Annotated in this window: 22 protein-coding genes; 8 read left to right on the top strand and 14 right to left on the bottom strand. The window is 66.3% G+C overall.

Translation table 11 applies throughout. The features are described from left to right. The first annotated feature begins 64 nt into the window (after positions 1–64). From K8R92_09945 to speA, 4 genes are all read left to right on the top strand, one after another. Positions 65–664 carry a hypothetical protein gene (locus tag K8R92_09945; GenBank protein ID MCE9620217.1) on the top strand — a complete coding sequence of 200 codons (600 nt, stop codon included), beginning with the start codon at positions 65–67 and terminating at the stop codon, positions 662–664. Continuing rightward, complete coding sequence (locus tag K8R92_09940; protein ID MCE9620216.1) at positions 640–1,278, top strand: hypothetical protein; 639 nt, start codon at positions 640–642, stop codon at positions 1,276–1,278. The genes K8R92_09945 and K8R92_09940 overlap by 25 nt, the downstream gene beginning before the upstream one ends. An 8-nt stretch (positions 1,279–1,286) precedes the next feature. Beyond that, positions 1,287–3,161, top strand: a complete 1,875-nt coding sequence (gene hscA / locus K8R92_09935; GenBank protein ID MCE9620215.1) for a Fe-S protein assembly chaperone HscA — start codon at positions 1,287–1,289, stop codon at positions 3,159–3,161. A 72-nt stretch (positions 3,162–3,233) separates the two neighbouring features. Then, on the top strand, positions 3,234–5,333 hold the full coding sequence (gene speA / locus K8R92_09930) for a biosynthetic arginine decarboxylase (protein MCE9620214.1): 2,100 nt from the start codon (positions 3,234–3,236) through the stop codon (positions 5,331–5,333). A gap of 64 nt (positions 5,334–5,397) precedes the next feature. Here the strand turns inward: speA and K8R92_09925 are convergent, their stop codons facing one another. Continuing rightward, positions 5,398–6,366, bottom strand: a complete 969-nt coding sequence (locus tag K8R92_09925; GenBank protein MCE9620213.1) for a deoxyhypusine synthase family protein — start codon at positions 6,364–6,366, stop codon at positions 5,398–5,400. 28 nt (positions 6,367–6,394) lie between these two features. Next, positions 6,395–6,931, bottom strand: coding sequence for a DUF308 domain-containing protein (locus K8R92_09920; protein MCE9620212.1), 537 nt, complete (start codon positions 6,929–6,931; stop codon positions 6,395–6,397). A gap of 132 nt (positions 6,932–7,063) precedes the next feature. Here K8R92_09920 and K8R92_09915 point away from each other — a divergent pair, with 132 nt between their 5' ends. Continuing rightward, positions 7,064–7,582 carry a hypothetical protein gene (locus K8R92_09915; protein ID MCE9620211.1) on the top strand — a complete coding sequence of 173 codons (519 nt, stop codon included), beginning with the start codon at positions 7,064–7,066 and terminating at the stop codon, positions 7,580–7,582. Between the two features lie 61 nt (positions 7,583–7,643). Here K8R92_09915 and K8R92_09910 read toward each other — a convergent pair whose 3' ends face one another. From K8R92_09910 to K8R92_09900, 3 genes are all read right to left on the bottom strand, one after another. Beyond that, positions 7,644–9,065 carry a beta-lactamase family protein gene (locus tag K8R92_09910; GenBank protein MCE9620210.1) on the bottom strand — a complete coding sequence of 474 codons (1,422 nt, stop codon included), beginning with the start codon at positions 9,063–9,065 and terminating at the stop codon, positions 7,644–7,646. Between the two features lie 29 nt (positions 9,066–9,094). After that, positions 9,095–9,640, bottom strand: coding sequence for a GDSL family lipase (locus K8R92_09905; GenBank protein ID MCE9620209.1), 546 nt, complete (start codon positions 9,638–9,640; stop codon positions 9,095–9,097). Positions 9,641–9,955: 315 nt separating this feature from the next. After that, on the bottom strand, positions 9,956–10,708 hold the full coding sequence (locus K8R92_09900) for a hypothetical protein (protein MCE9620208.1): 753 nt from the start codon (positions 10,706–10,708) through the stop codon (positions 9,956–9,958). 102 nt (positions 10,709–10,810) lie between these two features. Between K8R92_09900 and K8R92_09895 the strand changes: the two genes are divergently transcribed. Next, positions 10,811–11,059 (top strand): acyl carrier protein, encoded by a 249-nt coding sequence (locus K8R92_09895; GenBank protein ID MCE9620207.1) that lies wholly within the window; start codon positions 10,811–10,813, stop codon positions 11,057–11,059. Continuing rightward, positions 11,056–11,472: a beta-hydroxyacyl-ACP dehydratase gene (locus tag K8R92_09890; protein MCE9620206.1), complete on the top strand. Its 417-nt coding sequence runs from the start codon at positions 11,056–11,058 to the stop codon at positions 11,470–11,472. The genes K8R92_09895 and K8R92_09890 overlap by 4 nt, the downstream gene beginning before the upstream one ends. Before the next feature lies 1 nt (position 11,473). Here K8R92_09890 and K8R92_09885 read toward each other — a convergent pair whose 3' ends face one another. Then, complete coding sequence (locus tag K8R92_09885; GenBank protein MCE9620205.1) at positions 11,474–12,859, bottom strand: aspartate aminotransferase family protein; 1,386 nt, start codon at positions 12,857–12,859, stop codon at positions 11,474–11,476. Between the two features lie 17 nt (positions 12,860–12,876). Between K8R92_09885 and K8R92_09880 the strand changes: the two genes are divergently transcribed. Further along, on the top strand, positions 12,877–13,866 hold the full coding sequence (locus tag K8R92_09880; GenBank protein MCE9620204.1) for a glycosyltransferase family 2 protein: 990 nt from the start codon (positions 12,877–12,879) through the stop codon (positions 13,864–13,866). On the opposite strand, the gene K8R92_09875 is transcribed toward K8R92_09880, so the two are convergent. Genes K8R92_09875 through K8R92_09840 form a run of 8 tightly spaced genes read right to left on the bottom strand, consistent with a single transcriptional unit; the run spans position 13,832 to position 23,056 of the window. Continuing rightward, positions 13,832–15,943, bottom strand: coding sequence for an AMP-binding protein (locus K8R92_09875; protein MCE9620203.1), 2,112 nt, complete (start codon positions 15,941–15,943; stop codon positions 13,832–13,834). The two genes, K8R92_09880 and K8R92_09875, sit on opposite strands and share 35 nt — an antisense overlap. Then, a complete protein-coding gene (locus K8R92_09870) occupies positions 15,943–17,229 on the bottom strand; it encodes a tryptophan 7-halogenase (GenBank protein ID MCE9620202.1) in 1,287 nt (428 codons plus the stop codon). The genes K8R92_09875 and K8R92_09870 overlap by 1 nt, the downstream gene beginning before the upstream one ends. After that, on the bottom strand, positions 17,207–18,043 hold the full coding sequence (locus tag K8R92_09865; GenBank protein ID MCE9620201.1) for a hypothetical protein: 837 nt from the start codon (positions 18,041–18,043) through the stop codon (positions 17,207–17,209). The genes K8R92_09870 and K8R92_09865 overlap by 23 nt, the downstream gene beginning before the upstream one ends. Positions 18,044–18,090: 47 nt before the next feature. Further along, positions 18,091–20,268: a hypothetical protein gene (locus K8R92_09860; GenBank protein MCE9620200.1), complete on the bottom strand. Its 2,178-nt coding sequence runs from the start codon at positions 20,266–20,268 to the stop codon at positions 18,091–18,093. Positions 20,269–20,281: 13 nt separating this feature from the next. After that, positions 20,282–21,202 (bottom strand): lysophospholipid acyltransferase family protein, encoded by a 921-nt coding sequence (locus K8R92_09855; GenBank protein ID MCE9620199.1) that lies wholly within the window; start codon positions 21,200–21,202, stop codon positions 20,282–20,284. Then, positions 21,199–21,879, bottom strand: coding sequence for a 1-acyl-sn-glycerol-3-phosphate acyltransferase (locus K8R92_09850; protein MCE9620198.1), 681 nt, complete (start codon positions 21,877–21,879; stop codon positions 21,199–21,201). Before K8R92_09850 ends, K8R92_09855 begins: the two co-directional genes overlap by 4 nt. Beyond that, on the bottom strand, positions 21,876–22,388 hold the full coding sequence (locus K8R92_09845) for a DUF2141 domain-containing protein (protein ID MCE9620197.1): 513 nt from the start codon (positions 22,386–22,388) through the stop codon (positions 21,876–21,878). The genes K8R92_09850 and K8R92_09845 overlap by 4 nt, the downstream gene beginning before the upstream one ends. Further along, positions 22,385–23,056 (bottom strand): methyltransferase domain-containing protein, encoded by a 672-nt coding sequence (locus K8R92_09840; protein MCE9620196.1) that lies wholly within the window; start codon positions 23,054–23,056, stop codon positions 22,385–22,387. The genes K8R92_09845 and K8R92_09840 overlap by 4 nt, the downstream gene beginning before the upstream one ends. Positions 23,057–23,304: the final 248 nt, after the last annotated feature.

Below are 23,304 nucleotides of genomic sequence, written 5' to 3'. Positions count from 1 at the left end.
GTACTCTTCGCCCGTGAACGCCGGTCGCACAATTCCTTTCGCGGGGCAAGGCTTCAGGCGCAGCGTGGCGCGCCGGTTCCTGCCGACGATGCCGCTTCTGCTTCTGGCCGCGCTCGCCGCTCTCCCGGGCTGCTCCGCGGCGCCGCCGGATCCGCTGGCGACGCCCAACTCGCTGACCTTCGACGTCACGATCCTCAGGGGAGAAAAGGTTCCCTTTCGCACCGAGGCGTGGCTGCAGCCCGGCAAGATGATCGTCTTTCCCGACGGGACGATGCTCGCCGACTTCGGCCCGAGCGTGAACACCCGGGTGCGGCCCGGCTCGGTCCGCGTGCTCTACCAGCGGCAGGTTCATGAGATGTGGGATGTGGCCAAGAAGCTTGGCTTCGGCGACCCGGAGCTTGCCGATTTCGATCGCAATCCCTATCTGGTCGAGCCTGAACCCAACGAAATCGTCTACATCATGACCTTTGCCGCCAACGAAGACCGCTGGACCTTTGTGCGGCGCTTCGACGGAGCGGCGAACCCCGATCCCGCGAGCGAGGAGTGGATGAAGGTGATGGCCCAAGCTGCTTTCGCCACCGATCTGACGAGCAATCAGGACCTTCCCATCCGCTACGACTTCGGCCCCGATCCCTACGCATGGTTCAGGCCGCCGAGAAAGTGAACGTGGGCGCGATGATTCGAATCCTGCGATGGATGCGGACCGGCTGCGCGATCGCGCTGGGATGCTGCGTCCTGTTCTGCGCCGGATGCGCCTCGCATGGCACGGGCGCCGCCGACTCCCCGGTCGATGGTTGGCGCTTCCAGATCACGGTGAAGTATCCCACCCAGCAGCGCTACGAGCTCTTCAAGATCACCACCGAGGGGCAGATCCAGTATGGCGGCGGCATGAACGCCATCAATGACATCACCACCTGGGAGACGGCGCTGACGCCGCAACAGGCGAAGGAATTCGTCGGCATGATGGGCGCCTCGCCGTGGGTCAAGCAGGCGCCCGATCGCGGCGACGACAAGAGCGAGCCGATGATGGTGGTCAAGTTCCAGCGGCGCGGCTCCAGCGAGCGCAATTTCACGCTCTACGGCAGCAACAGCGAGGCGGAGAAGTTCATCGCCTTCATGAAGGAGCTCTCGAAGCAGCGCTACGAGTCGATCCTGCAGAAACTGCCCGAGCCGACTGAGAAACCAGCCGCGCCAGCGCCTTCGACAGGAACTTCGCCTGCAACCAAGGCGCCGCCGGCGGAAGCTCCCGCGACAACGCCACCGGCACCGAAGCGCTAGGATCGCCCATGTCGCCGATTGTCGGAATCGATCTTGGCACGACCCACTCGCTGGTGGCCATCTGCGACGAGTCCGGCCCGCGCGTGCTGCTTGACGATCAGGGGCGGGCTCTGCTGCCAAGCGTGGTGCGCTTTCTCGGGCCGGGCAAGAGCAGCGTCGGCTGGAGGGCGAAACAGGAAGCGGCGAAGTTTCCCGAGTCAACCATCGCCAGCTCCAAGCGCTTCATGGGGCGCGGCCACAAGGAAAGCGAATCCATCGCCGCAGAACTTTCCGTCAGGCTGAAGGCCGGCCCGCGCGGTCTGGCCGCCTTTGACGTGCAGGGCACCGCAGTGACGCCGCAGGAAGTCGCCGCCGAAGTGCTCTCCGAGCTGCGCCGCATCGCCGAGTCGCGGCTTGGCGTCAAGGTGACCCGCGCCGTGATCACCGTGCCCGCCTATTTCGACGACGCGCAGCGGCAGGCCACCCACGACGCCGCGCGGCTGTGCGGCCTGACCGTCGAGCGGATCGTGAACGAGCCGACCGCCGCGGCCCTGGCCTACGGACTCGGTCGCAAGGGCAAGCCGGAAACCGTGGCGATCTACGACTTGGGCGGCGGCACCTTTGACGTTTCCATCCTGCGGATCGAGCCGATGGATTCCGCGGATCCCGGATCGGGCGAGGCCTTCCAGGTGCTCTCCACGCGCGGCGACACTCGCTTGGGCGGCGATGACTTCGATCAACTCATCGCGCAATGGCTGCAGAAGGAGTTTGTGGCGGAGCACAGGGGCGCGAAGATCGACGCCGGTCAGTGGACGGCCTTCGGTATGGCCGCCGAGCAAGCCAAGCGCGAGCTTTCCAATCGGGAGACGGCGACGATCGAAGTCCGCGCCGGCGGTGAGGCTGGAAAGGAACTTGTCCTGCGCCGCCAACTCACGCGTGCGAATTTCCAAATGATGATCGCCCCGCTGATCGACCGCACCATCGAGGCCTTCAAGCAGGCCCATCGTGACGCCAACTCGATCAAGATCGATCGGGTTGTGTTGGTGGGCGGTTCGACGCGGATTCCCTATGTGCGAGAAAGGGTGGCGGCACTCACGGGTTTGACGCCCTACACCGCGCTCGATCCCGACCAAGTCGTGGCCCTTGGCGCGGCGGTCCAGGCCAGCATTCTGGCAGGGGGCCGCAGGGATTTGCTGCTTTTGGATGTGATTCCACTGAGCCTGGGCATCGAGACGCAGGGGGGCGCCTTCGCCAAATTGATCCTGCGCAACTCCGCCATTCCCTCGCGGGCCACGGAGATGTTCACCACCAGCAAGGACAATCAGAGCGGCGTGCTGATCCATGTCGCCCAGGGAGAACGCGAGATGGTGGCGGACTGCCGCAGCATCGCTCGCTTCGAGCTGCGCGGACTTCCCGCCATGCCCGCGGGCATCCCCCAGGTCGAGGTGGAGTTTCTCGTCGACGCCAACGGCGTGCTCAACGTCTCCGCGGTCGAGCGTCGCAGCGGCATGCGAGCCGCGATCCAGGCGGCGCCGAGCTACGGCCTGACTGCCGCCGAGGTCGAGCAGATCGAGCGTGACAGCCTGACCCACGCCCGCGAGGACATGCACCGCCACCGCGTCACCGACCTGGCGGTCAACGCCCGCCTGGACGTGAAGTGGATCGGCGAGGCGCTCACTCGGACTCGCGAGGCACTGCTGCCCGCCTACGTCGCCGAGCTCGAAGGGGCGATGAAGGCCCTGCTGGCACTGTGCGACCAGGCGGAGCGAGATCCCGGGGCGGTCGACGCCAACGCCATGCAGAAAGCCAAGGAGCTGCTCGACCGGCAAAGCGTGCATCTGCACGAGACCTCCATCGCCCAAAGTCTTCGCGACATGCGCGTCTCGGCCGCGCCGAAGCCGTGAGCCGTCGTCCCGACTTGGGCGAAATGTTGAAAAGTTTTTAGCGCTTTCGGAAGTTTTTGACGTATAGTGCCCATGCCAATTGGCTCGCAGTCCATCGACGGATTGCAAAGGAGATCGACAGAGTTGACGAAGCAGGCCATCCCCCCGTTCCACATCGCATCCGCAACATCCGCGGTCACGCCCGTGACGCCTCCGGGCGAACCGCGACCGCGCAACGGCCGAACCTCCACTGAGCCCGTCTGGACAACTGAAGATTCCGTCGACCTGTACAACGTGCGCGGCTGGGGCAAGGGATTCTTCGATGTCAACGACAAGGGCCATGTCGTGGTGCTTCCCACCAAGACGCCCGGCGCCGAGATCGATCTGCACAGTGTGGTCGAGGGCCTGCGCGAGCGCGGCCTGAAGACGCCGGTGCTGGTGCATTTCAGCGATCTTCTCGAGAAGCGATTGAATGACATCCATGAAGCGTTCGCCGCCGCCATCAAGGAGCACAACTACAAGGGCGAATATGTCGGCGTCTATCCGATCAAGGTGAACCAGCAGCGGCGCGTGGTCGAGGAAGTGCGCCAGTACGGCATGAAGCTGGGCTTCGGCCTGGAAGTCGGCAGCAAGCCCGAGTTGCTCGCGGTGCTGGGCATGACCAGCGACACGCCCGAGCGGCTGATCATCTGCAACGGCTTCAAGGAAGCCCGCTACATCGAGTTCATCACGCTCGCGGCCAAGCTGGGTCGCACCATCATTCCGGTCATCGAGAATCTCACCGAGCTCAAGCTGATCGTCGAGTACGCGCAGCGCTACCAGATTCGCCCGCGCATCGGCGTGCGCGTCAATCTGAGCACCCCGGGAGCGGGCCGTTGGCGCCACTCCAGCGGAGCCAAGGCCAAGTTCGGCCTGAGCTTCAGCGAAGTGCTCGAGGTGCTTGAATACCTGCGGGCTCGCGGCATGGAGGATTGCTTCGAACTGCTCCATTGCCACATGGGCAGCCAGATCCACGAAGTGCGCCAGGTCAACGCCGGAGTCAACGAACTGGCCCGCACCTATGTGCAGCTGGTCAAGCTCGGCGCCGGCATGAAGTACCTGGACGTCGGCGGCGGCCTGGGCATCGACTATGACGGCAGCCAGACCAGCTTCGAGTTCAGCACCAACTACACGCTGCCCGAGTACGCCGCGACGGTGATCTACCGAGCGATGAGCGTCTGCGACGAGGAGGGCGTGCCCCATCCGACCATCGTGACCGAGAGCGGCCGCGCCATGGTCGCCCAGCAGAGCGTGCTGATCTTCGACACCATCACCGCGGATCGACCGGATCGCACTCGCGTGCCTGCGGAGCTGCCGGCGCTGAAGGCAGGGGAGGAAGAGCTGCCGCGACCGCTGCTGGAGCTCTTCGACACCTACAAGAACATCTCCGAGCGGCGTCTGATCGAGCAATACCACGACGCCAGCGAAGCCCGCGACGAGTCGAGCCGACTCTTCAGCCTGGGCTACATGAACCTGGAGCACCGCGCCCTCTGCGACGCGATCTACTGGGCGACCTGCGCCAAGATCCGCGACAAGTGCCGCGAATCGGAGGAGACCCCGGAGGAACTCGAGGATCTCGAGAGCCTCTTGAGCGACACCTACTTCGGAAATCTGAGCATTTTCCAAAGCCTGCCGGACATCTGGGCCATCCGCCAGCTCTTCCCAATTCTGCCGATTCACCGGCTCAACGAGAAGCCGACGCGCAAGGCCACCATCGCCGACATCACCTGCGACTCGGACGGCCGCGTCGACCGCTTCGTCGATGACCGCGACGTGAAGAAGTTCGTCGAGTTGCATGAGTTCGACGAGAATGAGCCCTACTACATCGGCGCGTTCCTGGTGGGCGCCTACCAGGAGACGCTGGGCGATCTGCACAATCTTTTCGGCGACACCCATGTCGCCCACGTGAAGTACGACGGCAGCGGCAACTGGTGGATCGACGAGATCATCGAGGGTGACGCGGTGCGCGACGTGCTCTCCTACGTGCACTACGACGTCAACACGCTGCTGGCGCAGGTCCGCCGCGAGTGCGAGAAGGCCGTGCGCATGAAGCAGATGACCGCCACCGAGAGCCAGTCGCTGGTCCGCATCTACGAGAGCGGCATCAACGGCTACACCTACCTCGAGCGGGAAATTCCTTCGATCGAAGGCTGAGCGGGGGCTTCACTTCGCATAAAACCGCGCTGCCGATCGAAGGGTCGGGCCGGTTCGGTCGCGCTCACTGACCCATCACATACGCAAAAACCATCGGAGCCACGATCGTGGCGTCGCTCTCAATGATGAAGCGCGGCGTCTTCGGCCCCAGCTTGCCCCAGGTGATCTTCTCGTTCGGGGTCGCGCCGGAATAGCTGCCGTAACTCGTCGTCGAGTCGGAGATCTGGCAGAAGTAACCCCACAGCGGGACGTTCTTCACGTGCAGATCCTGGTGCAGCATGGGCACCACGCAGATCGGGAAATCACCCGCGATGCCGCCGCCGATCTGGAAGAACCCGATCGAATTCTTGGGCGCCGTCTTCTGGTAGATGCCGGCGAGGTACTGCATGTATTCGATGCCGCTGCGCACCGTGTGCACATTCTTGATCTCGCCGGTGATGCAGTGCGAGGCGTAGATGTTGCCCAGCGTCGAATCCTCCCAGCCCGGCACGATGATCGGCAGGTTCTTCTGCGCCGCCGCCAGCAGCCACGAGTGCTTCGGGTCGTTGTCGTAGAACTTCTTCAGCTTTCCAGAAAGCAAAATCTTGTAGAAGAACTCGTGCGGAAAGAATCGCTTGCCGGCGCGGTCGGCGGCCATCCACTCGGAAAGCACGGCCTTCTCCAGCCGGCGGATCGCCTCGTCCTCGGGGATGCAGGTGTCGGTCACGCGATTCATGTGCCGCTTGTAGAGCTTCACCTCGTCCTGCGGCGTCAGCTCGCGCCAGTTCGGCACGCGGGCGTAGTAGGTGTGGGCCACCAGGTTGAAGATGTCCTCCTCCAGGTTGGCGCCGGTGCAGCAGATCATGTGCACCTTGTTCTTGCGGATCATCTCCGCCAGCGAAATGCCCAGCTCCGCGGTGCTCATGGCCCCGGCCAGCGTGATCATCATCTTGCCGCCCGACTTCAGGTGCTTCACATAGCCCTCGCTCGCGTCCACCAAAGTGGCCGCGTTGAAGTGGCGGTAGTGCGTGCGCATAAAGTCGCGGATTTTCATGGCTGGGGTCCTTGGGATCGAGGCGGTTTCAGGCCGTCAACTGCTTCATGCGCATGCTGGCCCGGATGAGATGGCAGCCGTTGAGAATCAATTGCACGCCGAAGAAGATGGCGAAGACGAAGATGGCGATGCCGGGCGCGAAGAGCATCACCGCGCCGGCGGCCAGCGTCAGCAGGCCGTTGATCAGGAGCAGCGCCCAGTGCATCCGGCCCGCCAGGCCCAGCGCCGCCACCACCTGGAAAATGCCGATGACGGTCGTGAACACTCCGAGCACCTGGGTCAGCGCCACCAGGCCTTTCTCCGGCGTGAACCAGAGCACGGAGCCGAGCAGGATCGCCAGGCAAGGTCCGACGAAGATCAGCAGGCTGTGCTGGCTGTGGCCCATCGTGCGCAGCGCGGCAAAGAGGCTCATCACGCCGATGACCACAAGGATGAGTCCGAAACCCGCGGCGAAGGTGAAGGCCGCGAGGAAGGGGACGAAGACCAGCGCCGCGCCGCCCAGCAGCAGCAGCACGCCATTGAGTGCGATCATCCACCACTGCGTGTTTCGAAGCGAGTTCGGCATGGCCGTTCGTTCCTTGGGGTTCGGGGCGAGTCGGAAGGAAGGGGAATCTACCTTCCGCCGGGGAATCCTGCGGCGGGGGATTCCCGCTGCGTCGAGTGGAAAGGAAGCCGGAGGCGTGATAGCGTTGACCCCATGAACGAGTCAAATCTTGCGTCGCGGCTTGACCGCGTGGAACGGTCGCTGTCACGGGTTCGCACCACCAATTTCGCGCTGATCGCGGCGCTGGCCGCCCTGCTGGTCGGCGGCGCCCAGACCGCCCCGCAGGACACCCTGACGGTGCGCCGCCTCGCGGTGGTTGACGCCGCGGGCAAGGAACGTCTGGTCCTCAACGGCGAGGATGACAACAAGGCCGCGGGCCTGGCGTGGTACGACGAGGAGGGATTCGTCCGCCTCTCCGCCAAGACCTATTCGAGCGGGCAGTCGAGCTTCCAGTGCCTGGACACCAAGGGCCAGAGCCGGATCGCCCTCACCACCCAGACCAGCGGCGAGAGCAGCCTGCAGTGGCGCGACCTGAACAACAAGCTTCGCATCGGCGCCTCGACCAAGGCCAACGGCGAGGCTTTCATGATCTGGCTCGCCCCCAACGGCAAGAGCCAGATCAAGATCTACACCGACGAGAACGGCACGGCCAAGTTCACCTCGGGCGGTTGAGCGACTCGCGAATCATTGATGGATCGCACTCGGCGGCGCGCCGCATCGCGGTCTTTGCGACCTATTTCTTGGCAGGCAGGAACTGCGCGATCAGCGCGCTGGCCGCCTGCTCGACCGCGGCCTTTGCCTTGTCACCGCCCTGGTTCGTCGCCACAAGCACACCAAAATCCTTCTGAGGCGAGAGCCAGACCACGCCATCGCTGAGGTGGCTGCGCCCGGGATGGCTCAGAGTTCGCCCGCCCGCCCATTCGCGTTCGGGCCGCATCCAGCCGCAGGCATAGCCGGACTTGTCCTCGGCGACTTCGCCGGCGAGCGTGTGCAGGTGCTCCAGCGTCTCGGGCTTCAGCAGCGGCGGAGTCGGCTGGTGCCCCAGGTGCACCAGACAAAACTTGGCCCAGTCGGTGACATTCATGTGGATGCGCGCGGCGGGCGTGACCGCCTCGGGGTTGACCAGGAAGGTCGGCAAGCCGGACTCGATGTGCGGATAGGGAGCGGTCACCTCATCCGCGCTGCCGGCGTTGCCGAATCCGGCGCTCTTCAAACCCAACGGCGCGAAAACCTTCTGCTCCATCAGCGTCTCGTAGGGGGTGTTGGTGATCGTCTCGGCGATGAAGCCGAGAATGGCGTAGCCCGCGTTTGAATAGAGATACTTGCCGGGAGGAAAGCGCGGCGGCTGCGAGAGGATCGCCTCCACATAGGCGATGCGCTGCTCCACGGGCGTGCCTTTGGCGCGCTTGGCCGCCTCCCAGATTTCGCTGGGACCATTGGGCCATGAGCCGCTGCGGTGGTGCAGAAGCTGGTCGATGGTCACGCCGGCAAAGTCTGGATTGATGGAACTGATGTCGCGTCCGACGAGGTCGCCGATGGTGCTGTCCCACTTCAGCTTGCCCTCGTCCACAAGGATGCCGATCAGCGTGGCGGTGAGAGGCTTGGTGGCTGTGCCAAGAAAGAAAGGATCGTCGCGAAGGACGGGAAATTGATTTGGGTCGAACTCAACTTTCGGGTCCGATCCCTTTTTCTTGCGAATTCCCGCGACGCCCGCTCCGAGGATTTTCCCATTCACGATGACCGCCGCGGCCATGCCGGGCAGATCGTTCTCCTTGACCACTTTGTCAAGGGTTGCGGCGATGGAGGCGTCGACCGCCGAGTCGGGCAAGGAGTCGTTCGACGCGGCAGGCGTCGCTGGTGCCGCGGATGCCGGCGCGGCGGCGGGCGGATTAGATGCGGGCGGAGCGGGGGCCGCAGGCGGAGCGGTCGCAGGATTCGTTGGGGCCGCCGGCTTGGCGGCGTCCGGTTTCTTGACCGGATCCGGCTGCTTCATCGTCACGGTGGGCACGCGCGGCGCCCCGGGCTTGTTCGACGCGCCGAGTTGCGAGAGGGTGAATCCGATTGCGATCACGCCGATGATCAGCGCCGCCATGCTGATCAGGACGCGCTGCGAGGAGGAAGCCGTGGGCGGAGTCTTGTGTGGTGAGGTGCTCATGGTTAGGGGTGCCGCATTATGCCCGAGTCTCAGCCCGTGTTCGCCTTCAGCGAGGATTCCAGTTCAGGCTTGATGGAGGCCCCCCACATGGCATAGCCCTTGGGCGAGAAGTGCAGGGCGTCGGGCATGATCGCCGGGTCGATCGTGCCGTCGGGCTGCACGAACTGGTCGCTGACGCGCACGAAGCGGGCGTGAGCTGGAAGGCCGCCCCGCGAGAGAGCCTGGTTGACCTGGGCGATCTTGCCGCGGGCGTCGTTCATGGTCTGGCCGCGCGGCGGAATGTCCAGCACGATCACCGTGGCGTTGGGGCATTGGCGGGCGATCACATCGACCACGGCGCGGATGCCGGCCAGGATGTCCTCGGGGCCGTCGCGGCCGGTGTTGTTGGTGCCGATCATCAGCACGACCACCTTCGGATCAACGCGGCCCAGCGGTGCCTGCTCGAGCCGCCACAGCACATGCTCGGTGCGGTCGCCGCCCACGCCAAGATTCATCGCGGTGTGCGAGCCGACCATGTTCTTCCAGTTGTCGGAGCCTTCCCAGCCCTGCGTGATGGAGTCGCCGATGAAGACGATTTCGGCATTGCCGGTCCGTGCCCGCTGCAGCACTTCATTCTGGCGAGGCAGCACGCCGCCCTCGCGCGAGAGCGGGGCGGTGGAGAGCCGCACCTGCGGGGCCTTGGCCGGGGTTTCGGCTTTGGGCGCGGCATCGGTTGGCGCCGCACCCTGTTGAGACGACGAGGATTGCACTGCACCGGGCGAGACATTCTTGCTGACGATGATGCATCCGCCCAGCAGCGCCGCCGAGCCGAGGAGAAGAACGAGGAGCAGTCGATTCGTTGATTGGGTTTTCATGGTTGGTCCTTGCGGTCAGAGGTGCGTTGATGAAGGTTACGGCGTGCGGGCTTGCCGCTCAATCACCAGCGAGGCATTGAGTTGATTCTGCAGGGCGTCGCCGCGCTGGTAGGTCGAGGGCTCGAAGCGGAAGTTCCAGCCGCCTTGCTTCTGAAGCTTGGCGACCAGCGACTCGATGTAGGGATGGCGCCGCGCGGGTGAAGTCCGCGTGGTGGTCGGATAGAGGTGCATGGAGCGCTTGGTGACGCGGAGCAGTTCCATCACGGAGTCGTGGTGCCACTGCTCGGTGAAGGGGGAATCGGGGAGGATGCCCCCCGAGGCGGGGTCGCTGTAGGTCACCAGCAGATGGGCGGTGAAGGTGTGGTCGAAGGACTCGTCCTTGAAGGGAAGCCGCGGCAGACTGGCGTTGATGTAGCGCGAGGCGCTGCGATCCTGCTGGAAGTCGCCCAGGAATATTTTCAGGGCGGCGTGCTTGTTGTCCGCATAGGCCGCCAGATCCAGGTCGGTGTAGGCGCCGCCATGGGCCGCCATGGCCTTGAGGGTGTAGGCGATGTCCTCCTCGCAGCGCCGGCGCAGCTCGTCGGCGTTGTGCACAAAAAGCGGATCGACGCCGACCGCGTGGACGCCGGCAGCGACTGCCTCGGCGACGAAGGAGCTCGGACCCGCGGGGCAGTCCAGCACGCGCCGCCCCTTGAGCGCATCAAGCGTGACGCCAAACATGGCGTGATAGTCGCCCGCCAGGCGCCCGAAGAACTGCATGCGGTCCAGGATGAGCGTGGGCTTGGTCACGGCGGCATTGTGACCGATGGGGGTGAAGCGGGTAAAGTGGACATCGGCCAAGGCGATTCGCCCATGCCATCGAGGTGCCCCTTGTCGATCCTTCGGAATCAAGTGTTTGAAACGGTCCGCAGGATCGTGCAGGTGGATCTGAAATTCTCCGGCATCCCGGTCGTGGACAGCCTGCAGCTGGTCGGCGGCGGGCTCGAGCTCGACTCGCTGGACCTGCTGATGCTGGTCACCGGCATCGACAAGGAATACAAGCACAAGATTCCCGCCCAGAAGCTCAACCGCGGCTCGATGGGCACGGTGGGGGAGTTCGTCGATTTCGTGCATGGCGAGCTCGCCGCGGCCGGCCTATGAGTTCGCCGCTGATCCACAAGCTTCCCCATCGCGACCCCTTTCTCTTCGTCCACGCCGTGCATTCGGTGGTGGCCGGGGCGATCGAGGCTTCCTGGAGCGTGGATGGAAGCGAGGCGTTCTTCCGCGGGCATTTCCCCGGCAATCCGGTCGTGCCCGGCGTGCTGATCATCGAGGCGCTGGCGCAGGCCGCCGGACTGGTCATGATTGCGCACGATCCCGATCGCATCCGCGCCGGCATGCTGGTGCAGAGCGACATCCGCTTCCGCCAGCCCGTGCGACCTCCGGCGACCATCGACTTGAGCGCCACCCTTGAGGGAAGCTTTGAACAGGTGCATCGTTTCAACGTGAAGGCGCGCGACCGCGGCGTGGTCGTGGCGGAGGGCACGCTCGTGCTCTCCATCACGCAATCCTGATTCAGCGGACCAGGTTGCCCAGGACCCGGGTGATGCCGCGCAGAAATGGCGTAGATGTGCCCGAGAGCCGCGCCAGGGTTTCGTCCAGCGCCAAAATCACCCGGTCGCATTCGCCGGGGCCGATGACCAGCGGCGGCGTGAACTTCAGGACATTCGATTCATGATCGGTGACCTGGCTGAGCACGCGATGCCGAGCGAGGATTTCCATGGCGAAGGCCTGCCCGAAGAGCGATCTCTCCAGGGATCCGAGTCCGGGGATCGCCGCGATCGCGCGCTCCACGGATCCCTTGTCCAAGCCGACGCCGATCATGAGGCCGCGGCCGCGCACGCTTGAGATGGCGGTGCGGCGCAGCGCGATCTCCTCGAAGCCGGCGTGAAGCCTCGCCCCCATTCGGTCAGCGTTTTCGGAGAGGCGCTCGCGGTCGTGGACCTGGAGCGTGGTGAGCGCGGCGACCATCGCCAGCGTGCCCCCCTGAAAGGTGGAGGTGTGGATGAAGGAGTTCGACATGGAGTCGAAGGTGCTCCGCCAGACGTCGCCGCGCACCAGTGCCGCACCGACGGGAACAAATCCGCCCGAGAGCGCCTTAGAAAGCACGACGATGTCCGGAATGCACCCGGGATCGTGCTCCATGGCGAGGAATTTTCCCGTGCGTCCGATGCCGGTCTGGATTTCGTCGACCACCAGCAGCGTGCCATGCGCGCGGCAGAGGCGCGACGCCTCCGCCAGGTATCCATCGTCCACTGTGAGGCAGGTCTTGCCCTGCACGGGCTCGATCAGGAAGGCGGCGAAGCGGCGCGAGGCCAGGGCGCGCTCCAGCGCGGCGAGATCGTTAAAGGGAATGCTCTGTGATTCCCCCAGCGTGCCGAAGCCCTCGCGCAGCTGGGGATTTCCATTGGCGGCCAGGGCGCCCAGGGTGAGTCCATGGAAGGCCTTGTCGCAGTGGAGCAGGGCGTCGCGACCCGTGAATCGCCGGGCGAGCTTGATGGCGCATTCGACGGCCTCGGTGCCGGAGCTGGTGAAGAGCGCGTGGCGCAGGTCGCCCGGCATGCGCGCCGAGAGGCGCTTGGCCAGCAGCGCCGCCAGCGGGTTCAGCTCGAATTGCACCCAGCCCGGATGCCCGCTCGCCAGCGCCGACTGCAGCGCCGCGACGACGTCGGGGTGCGAGCGGCCCAGCGCGTGCACCGCGAAGCCGGCGATGCAGTCGATGTACTCGTGTCCAACTTCGTCATAGAGAAACGGGCCGGCGCCGCGCACATAGACGCGATCGAATCCGGTGGTCCGCAGCAGCTTGGCGAAGTGGGGGTTCACATGCTCGGCGTACGCATGGTCGCCGTCGCGCCGCGCTTCGTCGAACAAGGACTGGAACAGATTGCACACATCGGACATCTCTCTAAGATAGTCCAATGCGTTGCGTCGCCCTCGTGCCGGCCTATCAGAATCTGGCGACGCTTCCGGGAATTCTCGACGAATTGGCACATGCAGGGCTGCCCATCCTGGTGGTGGACGACGGTTCGACCGATGGCAGCGCCCAGTGGGTCGGTCAATGGTGCCGCAAGGGGGAGAATCGCTGGATGATTTCACTGGAAGCCAATGGCGGAAAGGGCGCCGCGCTGGCGGAGGGTCTGAAGGAGGCCGCGCGGCGCGACTTCGAGGCCGCGCTGACCCTCGACGCGGATGGGCAGCACAAGGTGGCGGACGCGGTGCGGCTTCTCTCCGAATGCAAGCCCGGCCAAGTGATGCTTGGCGCGCGGGACGAGACCATGGCCGGCTATCCCGCCACGAGCCTCTTCGGCCGGCGCCTCTGGTCGCTGGGCATTCGCGCGCTGACAGGACTGGGAATGTCCGATCCCGTTTGCGGCATGCGCGTCTATCCGCTGCCGCGCAGCGCGAAGATCGAGTGCTTCAGCGGTCACTTCGCCTGGGAGGAGGAATTTCTGGTTCGCGCCGCGCGGCTGGGTGTCCTGATCGACGAGCGCCCCATCGCAACGGTCTACCTGCCCAAGCAGAGCCGGGTCTCGCACTACAGCCTGACGCGCGATTGGGGGGAATCCCTCGCGGTCTTCGCGGGGCTGATGATCGAGTGCCTCGTGCTGGCGATGCCGCTGCGAGGCAAGGATCAGCCGCTGCGCCGCCGCGACATGTCCTTCCGCAGGATTGTTGGATGCGCGGCCTTTGTTGGCGGTATGTGCGGGCTTTGGTTTCCCATGTGGTTCGCGGTGCCGCTGGCGGCGTGGATCGCGTGGAAGCTGCATGCCTGCTGGCCTGCGGCGGCGGGATGCGCCATCGCCTTCGCGCTGCTCTTTGGCTCGCTGCCGACATGGCTGCTGACCGGCTCGGTCGTGATGGTGGCCTTCGCCCTCACGCAGGCGGCGCGACTCCTCGATAGGAGCTGAAGATGCCCAATTCCAGGATGTGCCGGGTGCCGATGAATCCGCAGGATTCAAGCGCTTCGATGATGCGCGGCGGGCGCACCGCCTGCTCAATCGTCTGGGCCCAGTAGCGCATCATCGGGAACGTGGAGGGGCGGCCGCTGGTGACCACGCCGATCGTGGGGGCGCACCACTTCATGGCGAAGTCGAAGAGTCCCCTCGACGCGCGGCCCTCGGGGCGGGTCACCTCGAGGATCAGGATCCGTCCTCCCGGTTTCAGCACGCGCCGCGCCTCAGCGAAGGCGACGCGCAGGTCCTCGATGTGGCGCAGCATGTAGCTCATCGAGATGAAATCGAACGAGGCTCGATCGAAAGGGAGGCTCTCGGCGCGGCCGACCACGGTTTCGCGCACGCCGCGGCGGCGGGCCATTTCGAGCATGCCCGTGCTGGGATCGATCGCGGCCACGCGGCCGGCGGGTCCGACAATGTCTTGCGCAATTGAGGCGCAGAGCCCGGTGCCGCAGCCCACGTCCAGCAGCGAGGAGCCGGCGCGAAGCCCGCACTGCAGGAGCATGCGCCGGCGGTGCCAGCGTCCGCTGCCCAGGAATGGCGTTGCGCTCGAGGCGTCGTAGCGGCACGCGGTTTCGTCGAAAAGTTTTTTGGTGAAGGCCTCGCGGTCTTCCTGCGCCTCGAGCCCCGGCAAGCGCTGCAGGACCGGCTCGATGCGATCCGTGCCCGCGAGTCGCATCACCTTGCCGCTGGCCGTCTTGGGAAGTTCATTCCGAATGTCGAGCGATCGTGGCATGGCGTGCGAGGCGATGAGCGGCGCGAGGAAGCTGCGCAGCTCCTCGATCGCGGGGGCGGCGGCGCCGGGACGCAGTTCCACCTTGAGCCCGACGCGGTTGAGCGATTCGCCGGCGCGGATCGGGTGGATCATCGCCCGTGCAATGGCGGGATGGGACTCCACGGCCTGCTCGACCTCGATCGGGTTCACCTTCAGTCCGCCGACATCAAAGACGAGCTTGGCGCGACCCGTGATGCGAAAGGTTCCATCAACACCGCGCAGACCCAGGTCCCCGGTGCGGAAAAACCCCTCCGAAAGCAGGGGCATTCGCCTTCCCTTCTCGGCCAGGATCGCGTCGCCCATCGCATCGCTGCGGACGGCGATCTCTCCCTCGCGTCCATCGGCAATGTCCACGAGCCTTGAAGTGTTGGTTGCGTCCACGATCCGCACCGAGACGCCGGGCACCATGCGTCCGCCCTTGCCGCGATCAAGCCAGATGGTTCCCGTCTCGCTTGCTCCATAAAGATCGACGATGTCAACGGGAAAGGCGCGCAGCAGCCTCTTGCGCACATTGGGAGTGAGAGCGGCGCCGGCGACGACGATGCAGCGCAGCGCGGTGGCGGGCGGCGCATGCTCCGCGAGAGCCTCCGCGGTCGCCGGCACCAGGCACAGCGTGGTCGCGCCATCGGCGAGGCTCTGTGAGGCTGCGTTGACGGAGAAGGCACGGTGGGCGTGAATCCGCGCTCCTGCCAGGATCGGCGCGAGGCACGCATGCTCGAAGCCATAGGCGTGGGCCATGGGCATGAAGCAGGGCGACGCATCGCCCGGTCGGGTGAGTCCCTCCTGAAGGATGGTGGTGGCGACACGGTCGATTGCCTCGCTGGGGCGGAAGATGAAGCGGGAGTGTCCAGTCGTTCCCGACGAAAGCAGAACCACGCCCGCCGGGTCGGCGGAATCCTTCGTACATGCCGATTCGGATTGAGCCGATGCGCAGCGAGCTTCGTCCATCACCACGACCGCACCGAGATCGGAAGCGATCCGATCGGCGATCGTGCGCGGCAGGGGGCAGGGAACCAGCACCGGCACTCGCCCCGCGCCCGCGATCCCCAGGAGTGCGCACCAGAAATGGCTTCCCGACGCGATTGAGATCGCGACGAACGCGCCCGGCGCCATCCGTCCATCCAAAAAAGTTTGGACGCGGCGTGCGCGATCGGCGATGGACTCCCACGAATGTGCGCTTCCATCCGGATCGACCACCGCGATCTGCTTCGGCCGATCCGCGGCATGCCTTGCAAGCGCCTCCAGAATCAGCCGCATCAGGCCATGCTCTCCATGGGCGCCGCCAGGCGCAGCTTGAAGGGCCGCACTCGCGGCGCGATCGGTCGGCGCCGCTGGATGGAACACATCGTCCGCAGCAGGAGGCAGCGGGCGGCCACGCCGAAGGGAATGTCGTCGATCTCGCCGGCGAGCAGGGTGATGAAGGCGCGCTCGAGTCCGCGGGTTCGCCTGGGCGAGAAGAGCAGGTCGCGGAATCCCGGATCGTAGAAGCCCTCCACCAGCTTGAAGGCGCGGTTGGTGATTCGCGTGGTCCAGGCGTTGTGTCGGGCACGCTCGGCGGCCGGGCTTGCGCCCTTGATGATCCGGACCACGCCCGCCGCCGCTTGCTCGGCGCCGAGCAGTCCCAGCGTGAGGCCCGTCGACCAGACCGGATCGAGAAAGGCCGCTGCGTCGCCGATCAGGAAGTGCCCCGGCCCCGCGAAGGGATCGCAGCGATAGGTGAAATCGGAGATGGTGCGGTTGCGGTCCGGTCCGACCGCATTGGCCATGCGCTCGCGCAGGATCGGCGTGCGCTCGATCGCCCAGCGGAGGCGCTGGTCGGCAGGAACATCCAGCGAGGCGTGCAGCTGCTCGCGCGCCACGAACCCCACGCTGGTCCGCGTGGCATCCAGCGGAATCATCCAGAACCATCCCTCGTCCGCGATGACCAGGCCGAAGCAATGGTCGCCCTTGCCGCTGGGCCGCACCACCTTCTCGAAGTGCTCGAAGTAGGCCACGTTGCGCAGGAAGGAATGAAAGCGTCGCGTCGACCGCTCTCGCCCGACGGCGGTCGCCTGTCCGCTGGCGTCGATCATCCATTTGGCATTGACGGGACCCTGCTCGGTGTCGACCTGGACATCGCCATCTTCGAGCCGCGCGATCGCCTTCACGGCGCAGGAGGTGCGGACCTCGGCGCCGGACTCACGCGCGGTCTCCATCATCATCGCGTCCAGATGGATGCGCGCCATGTTGAAGGTCTCCCGGTCGCCGCTTCCAAAGACATCGCGGAAGTAGAAGTACTGCGGCCCATGCCGCCCGTCGCCCAGCGAGATCTCCACGCCGACCTTGCGCGCGTGAGGCAGGGCCAGGCACTTGTCGAGCACGCCGAGGCGGCGCAGGGCACGCTTGGTTCGGGGCAGGAAACTTTCGCCGATTCGGAAGCGCGGAAACTCGCCGCGGTCAAGCACCAGCACATCGAGTCCGGCCCGCGCCATTTCGATCGCCGCGGCGCTGCCCGCCGGGCCGGCGCCGATCACCAAGCAATCATGGGTGCGCGGCGAGGACATCGCAGATTCCCTCGATTTCCACCAGCAGCTCGCCGCGGCAGAGCGGCGCCTGCAGGATGCGCTCGACGCCGCCGCCGAAACGCGCCGCGGCCAGCTCCCGGACGCGGTCGAGATCGGCGGCCTCGCGCACATAGATCTGGAGCGACCGCCAGGCGCCCGCGGCGCCGGCCGCTTCCGCCAGCGACTGCAGATTGTGAATGGCCTCCTGGAATTGAAGGTCAATCGAGGCGTCGTGAACGGTGTCTTCCCCGACGACGGCCGCGGTTCCCGAGGCCATCAGGATCCGGTGGGTGGTCGTGCCGCGCACGAAGGCGGGCGGGACCGGGCCGAATTTTCGCGAGTAGAGCCAGGCCGGGCGCTGCCGCGGATTCTCCACCGTCACGAAGGGAGTTCGCAGGGCAAGAGCGTGAATCACCAGCAGTGCGCCGGCATGTCCGACGCAGGTGCCCGCGGGCACGGCAGTCAATTGATCGCTGAGCGAGCGGTATGCGTTGGTCCGTCCCTCGTTGAAGCGCATGTAGCGCTCGAGAAAATCGTCGTCGCGCTCGGTCGGTCGCGGCAGGAAGGCCCAGATGCGGCAGGGGCCGACGGGAAGTTCCGAGAGCGCGGCGAGGATTGCGTCCCGCGCGGCTTCGGCCAGTCGTTCGCCGAAAAGCTCCTGCGCCGGAACGCTTCGCGACGCAAGCGTGGCCTCTCCATCGTCGAAAGCGCGCGTCCATGAGGGAAGGTCGCGCCGCGGATCGCCGCTGGCCACCCATGCCTTGATCAGGCGCGGCTGGGCGTCGGTGGAGTTGGTGTCGGTCGTGGGCCCCATGCAGGTGCTCGTGAAGGGATCAGCGGCGGAATCGTCGATGGTGCATGCTACTGCGCGGTCATGCTCCAGCAGGCGCCATGCGGGTCGGATACAAGGATGGAGTAGGGTTCGTCGCGAGTCGATCGCAGTGCGTTGCCGACATACAGCGACGCCAGGGCGGATGCGGCGCCGAACTCGGCGATCGAAAGTCGTGTCGCGGCGCGATCGCTGGATGCGATGCCGCGATCCAGCGGGGATTGACTGGTGAACCACGCGCCGCATCTATGCCGCGGATCGAGTGCCTCCCGCATCGAGGATTCCGCCTTGGCAATGTTCAGCGCCGAGGTTCGGCCGACGCATCGATGCAGGGCAATCGTCTTGCGGCCTCTCGGGGTCGCAACGGCGGATGCGGGCTCAATCAAGATGGCGATGCCGGAAGAGCGCAGCGGAACGGGCTCGCCGGCGCACAGGGACATCAACCGCTCGGTCAGGGGATGCGCCTCCTCGGCGGCGACCACGATCGCCCGCGGCCAGGCGCGGGTTCGGATCTTGGCCGAGGCCAGCGCGACCGCCTCGACCGCCGCCGTTCGCCGTCCGATCACGCTCAGGCTGGCGGCGCGGATTCCCATGGCGATCGAGCAATGGGCGCTGCCGACGTTGGGAACGCTCTCGGCGAAGAGCATCGGGTTGGCGAGGTCGATCCCCGATCGGACCAGGTCGCGGTAGTACTCGTTCAGGAATGCCGGAGTGCCGGTCCAGTTGGCCGCGATGAGCGGCGTGTCGCGAAGCTCCTCTGGCGTGATGCCGCCGCTTTCCACCAAGTCGCGCAGCGCGGCGATCATGATTCGCGGCATCGAAGCGAATCGGCGGGTCTTGGCCCGGTCCAGCAGCGGAGTCAGCACCTCCTCGGAGAGGTGACCCCACGGACATCCTTCGCGCGCATGAGCCACCAACGCATCAATGCCCCGGCCCGCGGGTGAAACGGCGCCGACCGCGGTGATGCAGATCTCCGGACGGCCGCGCGCTTCCGATTCTCGCACTGCATTCACGCGGACTTGCGGAGGGTTGGCTCCCCGAACGACGCGCAAGGCCGCGTTCGCCCCGCCAAATCCAGCCGAAAGAGCGATCAGGTCGGCGGGAGCGCCGGCACGAACGGCTCCCTGAAGCAACTGGAGATCCGGAAATGCAGTCGCGTCGCGCCCGCGACCCGCCGTGGTCGGAGTGAAACCCGCCTCCGCGCAGCCCAGAGCCGCGACCAGCTCCAGCGCGCCCGCCGCGCCCAGCGGATGCCCCAGCCGGCTCTTGAGCGCGACCACGGGGATGCGCGGCAGGCTCGATCCGAAGGCTGCGCGATAGGCCTCGTACTCGGTGGCGTCGTTGGCCATGGTGCCGGTGCCGTGGGCGACGAGAAGTTGTGGCGGCGGGTTTGAGTCCGCGACCCGCGCCAAAGCCGCGGCGGCGCCGATGCCCTGGGGATGGGGATGCGTGAGATGGTGGGCGTCGCTGCTCTCGGCTGCGGCGGCAATGAATCCGATGATCGTGTCGGAGCGATCCCGCAACGCATCCTCGCCGCGTCGAAGCACCATCAGCGCGACGCCCTCGCCAACTTTCATCCCGGCGCGGTCGGGGCTGAAGGGACTCAGCGCGTCCGCCGCGACCAGCTGCAACGCCGCGAATCCGCCGTAGGGGAACTCCGAGATCGGGTCGTAGCCGCCGGCGATCGCCCAGTCGATCTCGCCCGCCTCCAGCAATGCGCAGGCATGCGAGATCGCCGAAAGACCCGAAGCGCAGGCGCAGGAGACGGTGATGGTGGGGCCGGTCAGGCCGAGATCCTGGATGGCGTGGCCCAGGACCGACGACGCGGTGGTGTGCCCGTAGTGCTCATCCGACTCGGCGGCGCGCCCGGCGTGCTCCAGGCGCAGGCCTTCGCCGCCATGGCGCATGCCGGCGAGGGTGGTGCCCAGCACCATGCCCCAGCGGTCGGGCGCCTTCGCGATCGCATCATGCTCCTTCGGCGAGAGCAGTTCCGCCAGCGTCCGGCGCAGCAGCAGCTCGGCGCGCCAGGATCCCATGCACGACGTCGAGTTGGGAATCTCGCCGGCGCCGGCGGCGAATTTCGGAGTCTGCTCCAGGTGCAACGGCACGCGGATGCCGCACTCGCCGGCACGCAGCGCCGCGACCATCTCCGCCACGGTGGTTCCCAGCGCGCCTTGCGCCGCGATCCTCATGATGGCGACCGGCTTCATGAGGTCGCTCCATTCATGGGCGGCCCTGCGGGGCGGGCGCCTCGCGCAGATCCATGAACGCCATCCACTGGTCGGGGTGGGCGCGGATGGCTCGCTCCATCGCCGCCACCAAGGCGCGCTGGGCGGGATGCGCCGCAGACTCGCGCGAGGTGATCGGCGCCGTCGGCGCGGGAATGACCCCGTCGCTCCAGACGCGGAAGCCGCGGTTGGTGCGGGCGCAAAACGTTGGAATGATCGGAGCGCCGGCGGCCGCCGCAAGTCGAACCGGCCCCGTCGGAAGATGCGCCTCCGGGTCGCCCAGGAAGGGCATCTTCGCCCCGTGCTGCCCCGGCATGACGCAATCGGCGTGCAGCACCACTGCCTCGTCCGCGTGCAGCGCGTCCAGCAGCTCGCTCCACGCGGCGACCCCGTCGGAAATGCGGTGCTCGATCACACCCAGGCGCCGCCTCAGACCCTGTCGCGCCCGCTCGAAGCGCGGCATGGGATCGGGCTGGAAAAGGACATGCACGCGCCGCTCGTGGCGGCAGAGCATCGCCAGTGCCGGCTCGAAGGCCCCCATGTGGACACCCGCAATGACTGCTCCGCGACCCAGCTCCCGCGCGGCGAGATAGTCCGCCGACCCGTCGAGATCCGCCACCTTGGAGCAGAGCTGGTCGCTGGTGAGGTCCTTCGACGCGAAGATGTCGGCGATCGAGCGCTGCATCGCGCCGAGCATTCGGTAGGCGCAGCGCACTTGCTGGCCGCGGGTGGAGCCCGGCCCCAGCGCCCGCGCGGCGTTGGCCACCAGGCGCGCCCGCCAGGCGCGCACAAAAAGGAAGGAGGTGGATTGGGCCACGAATCCGGCCAGCGGAGCGCAGGAGGGAAGGGACTCCAGGAGCCGGTGATAGATGTCGTCGGTGACGATGCGGGCCAGGTCGACGCGGGCGGCCGTCATGTGACCCCGGTCGTGGAGTGCGACGCCACGGGGGCAAGCCGTGCCGCCAGCTTTTCCAGAAAGGCGTCGGAAGCCTCATGCTGCTGGGCGACGATCGAGGAGCGGAAGCGGACGGTGACGCGGCTGCGCAGGCTCAGCATGCGCCGGGATCTCGGCAGCGCCTCGCGGGTCCCGTCGATGCGCACCGGTATCACCCGGCAGCGGGTCGCGATCGCGGTCAGGGCCACACCCGGGCGCAGCTTGCCCAGGGCGCCGTCGCGCGTGCGAGTGCCCTCCGGAAAGAGCACCACGCTGGCGCCGGTCTTGATCGCGTCGGTGATGACATCGACCGAGCGGTGCGGGTCGATGTCGCCCCCGACGAAGATCGCGCGGTAGGCGTGGGCGGCGAGCCCATGAAGGAACCAACGCTCCAGCCGCTCCCTCCACGGGGCCTTCGCGGGGGCGTGGTTGAAGCGGGTGTCGCTGGCGACGATGCGCAGCTTGCTGCGGCGCGGCGCCGGCACCGCATGAAAGATGATGGAGGTGTCGATGTGGCTTTGGTGGTTCGCGGCCAGGAGCACAGGCTCCTCGCCGGCGAGATCGCGCAGTCCGCCCTCGTCGACCACCTCGACTCGCATGAGGGTCCCGTGGCGCAGCGATTTGTTCAGCAGCGATTCGAAAAGACACCAGCCCGTCACGGCTGCGGCCTCGCCTGGTGGTTGAAATCCAGCTCGACCTCCGTGGTTCCCTCCTCGATCTCGAACTTGGAGTGCTCCCAGCTGGGAGGAACCATCAGGGGGCTGCCGCGGGAGATCGCCCACGGGTCGATCGGAATGCCCAGGCCATTGCGGCGGAACTCGCCGGAGTTGGTGGCGTCGAAAAAGGCCGACACGGAATAGGTTCCGACGGGAAGCTTGGCCATGACGCAGGGTTCGCCGGCGCGGGCGATGGGCACGATGGCGGAGCGCACCCACTGCTGGCCATGCATGAAGCTTTCCTCGCTTCCCCACAGCGCGACATAGATCGATCCCTCCGTGACATCCTCCGGCAGGCCGCTCATCAGGATGACGATCTTCGATGTGCCCATCTTACGCAGGGGATTGCTGGTGGAGAGGCTGCTGGTTTTCTTCGCCGCGCAGCCGAAGGCGCCGAGGGCAATCAGCAGCAGCGCCGCGCCAAGCCGGAAAGCAGTGGTGGCGGCGCTCATGGGATGATGGCTTCAAGGCGAGGTTTGGGTTGGGCGTCCGGCGCGCTCTTCGCGGGAGGGCGGGCGCAGAGGACGAAGCGGGCGCCCTTGCGGCGCTGCAGTTCGATCTCCTCGAGTCCGGCCGCCTGGGCGAAGGAGAGCGCCTCCTCCAGCGTGAAACTTCGCCGCACGCTCAGCATCGCGTCGTCGCGCACGATCCGGGAGGAGCCCAGCGTGGCGAGCCTTGCCCCCAGCAATCCGATGCGCGACCGCAGCAGATCGTTCCAGACCACAAGTTTCGTCGCGGTGTGGGCCATGCCGCGCAGCGCCTCGACTACGTCCGCGTCGAGCAGGTGGTGCAGCATCAGCGAGGCGTGCGCCACATCGAAACTTCCGGGGGCGAAGGTCGTGCCGGCGCCGAGGATGTCGACCTGCTGGAAAGTCATGCCCTCGCCTGACCCCGCCGCGCGGCACATCTCCACGACATCGGGATTGCGGTCGGTGGCGTGGACGCGAAGCCCCCAGCCTTTCCCGCGGGCGGATTCGATGGCGCTGCGCGCGATGTCGCCGATCCCCGCGCCGAAGTCGATCATCGAAACGCTGTCGCCGGCGGCGGGCTGGATGCGCGACTCGATGGCGTGGATGAGGTGCCGCGCTGCGCGGGTGAAGGAATTGAGGCGGCGCAGCACTCGGAACTCCGCTTGCAGCAAGCGGGTGTTCGGCCGTGGTGCATCCATCGATTCACGTTCAGTGGATCTCGGGGTCGTGGGATGCATTCTCATTGAAGATCTCGCATGGATGCTACCGCGGTGACCTCCGCGGCGAACGCGCGGCCCTGGAAGACGCAGGTTCAAACCCGCCGCGGAAACCGGGGCAGGAGGTGGGGGTACTCTTTGATTTCCGAGGTTGTCACGATCAACGAGAACAATCGTTTGAA

The organism is Planctomycetota bacterium (assembly GCA_021414025.1).
Classification (GTDB): domain Bacteria; phylum Planctomycetota; class Phycisphaerae; order Phycisphaerales; family SM1A02; genus SYAC01.
Note: the sequence above shows the minus strand (reverse complement) of the source record. Positions and strands in the feature narration are given on the sequence as shown.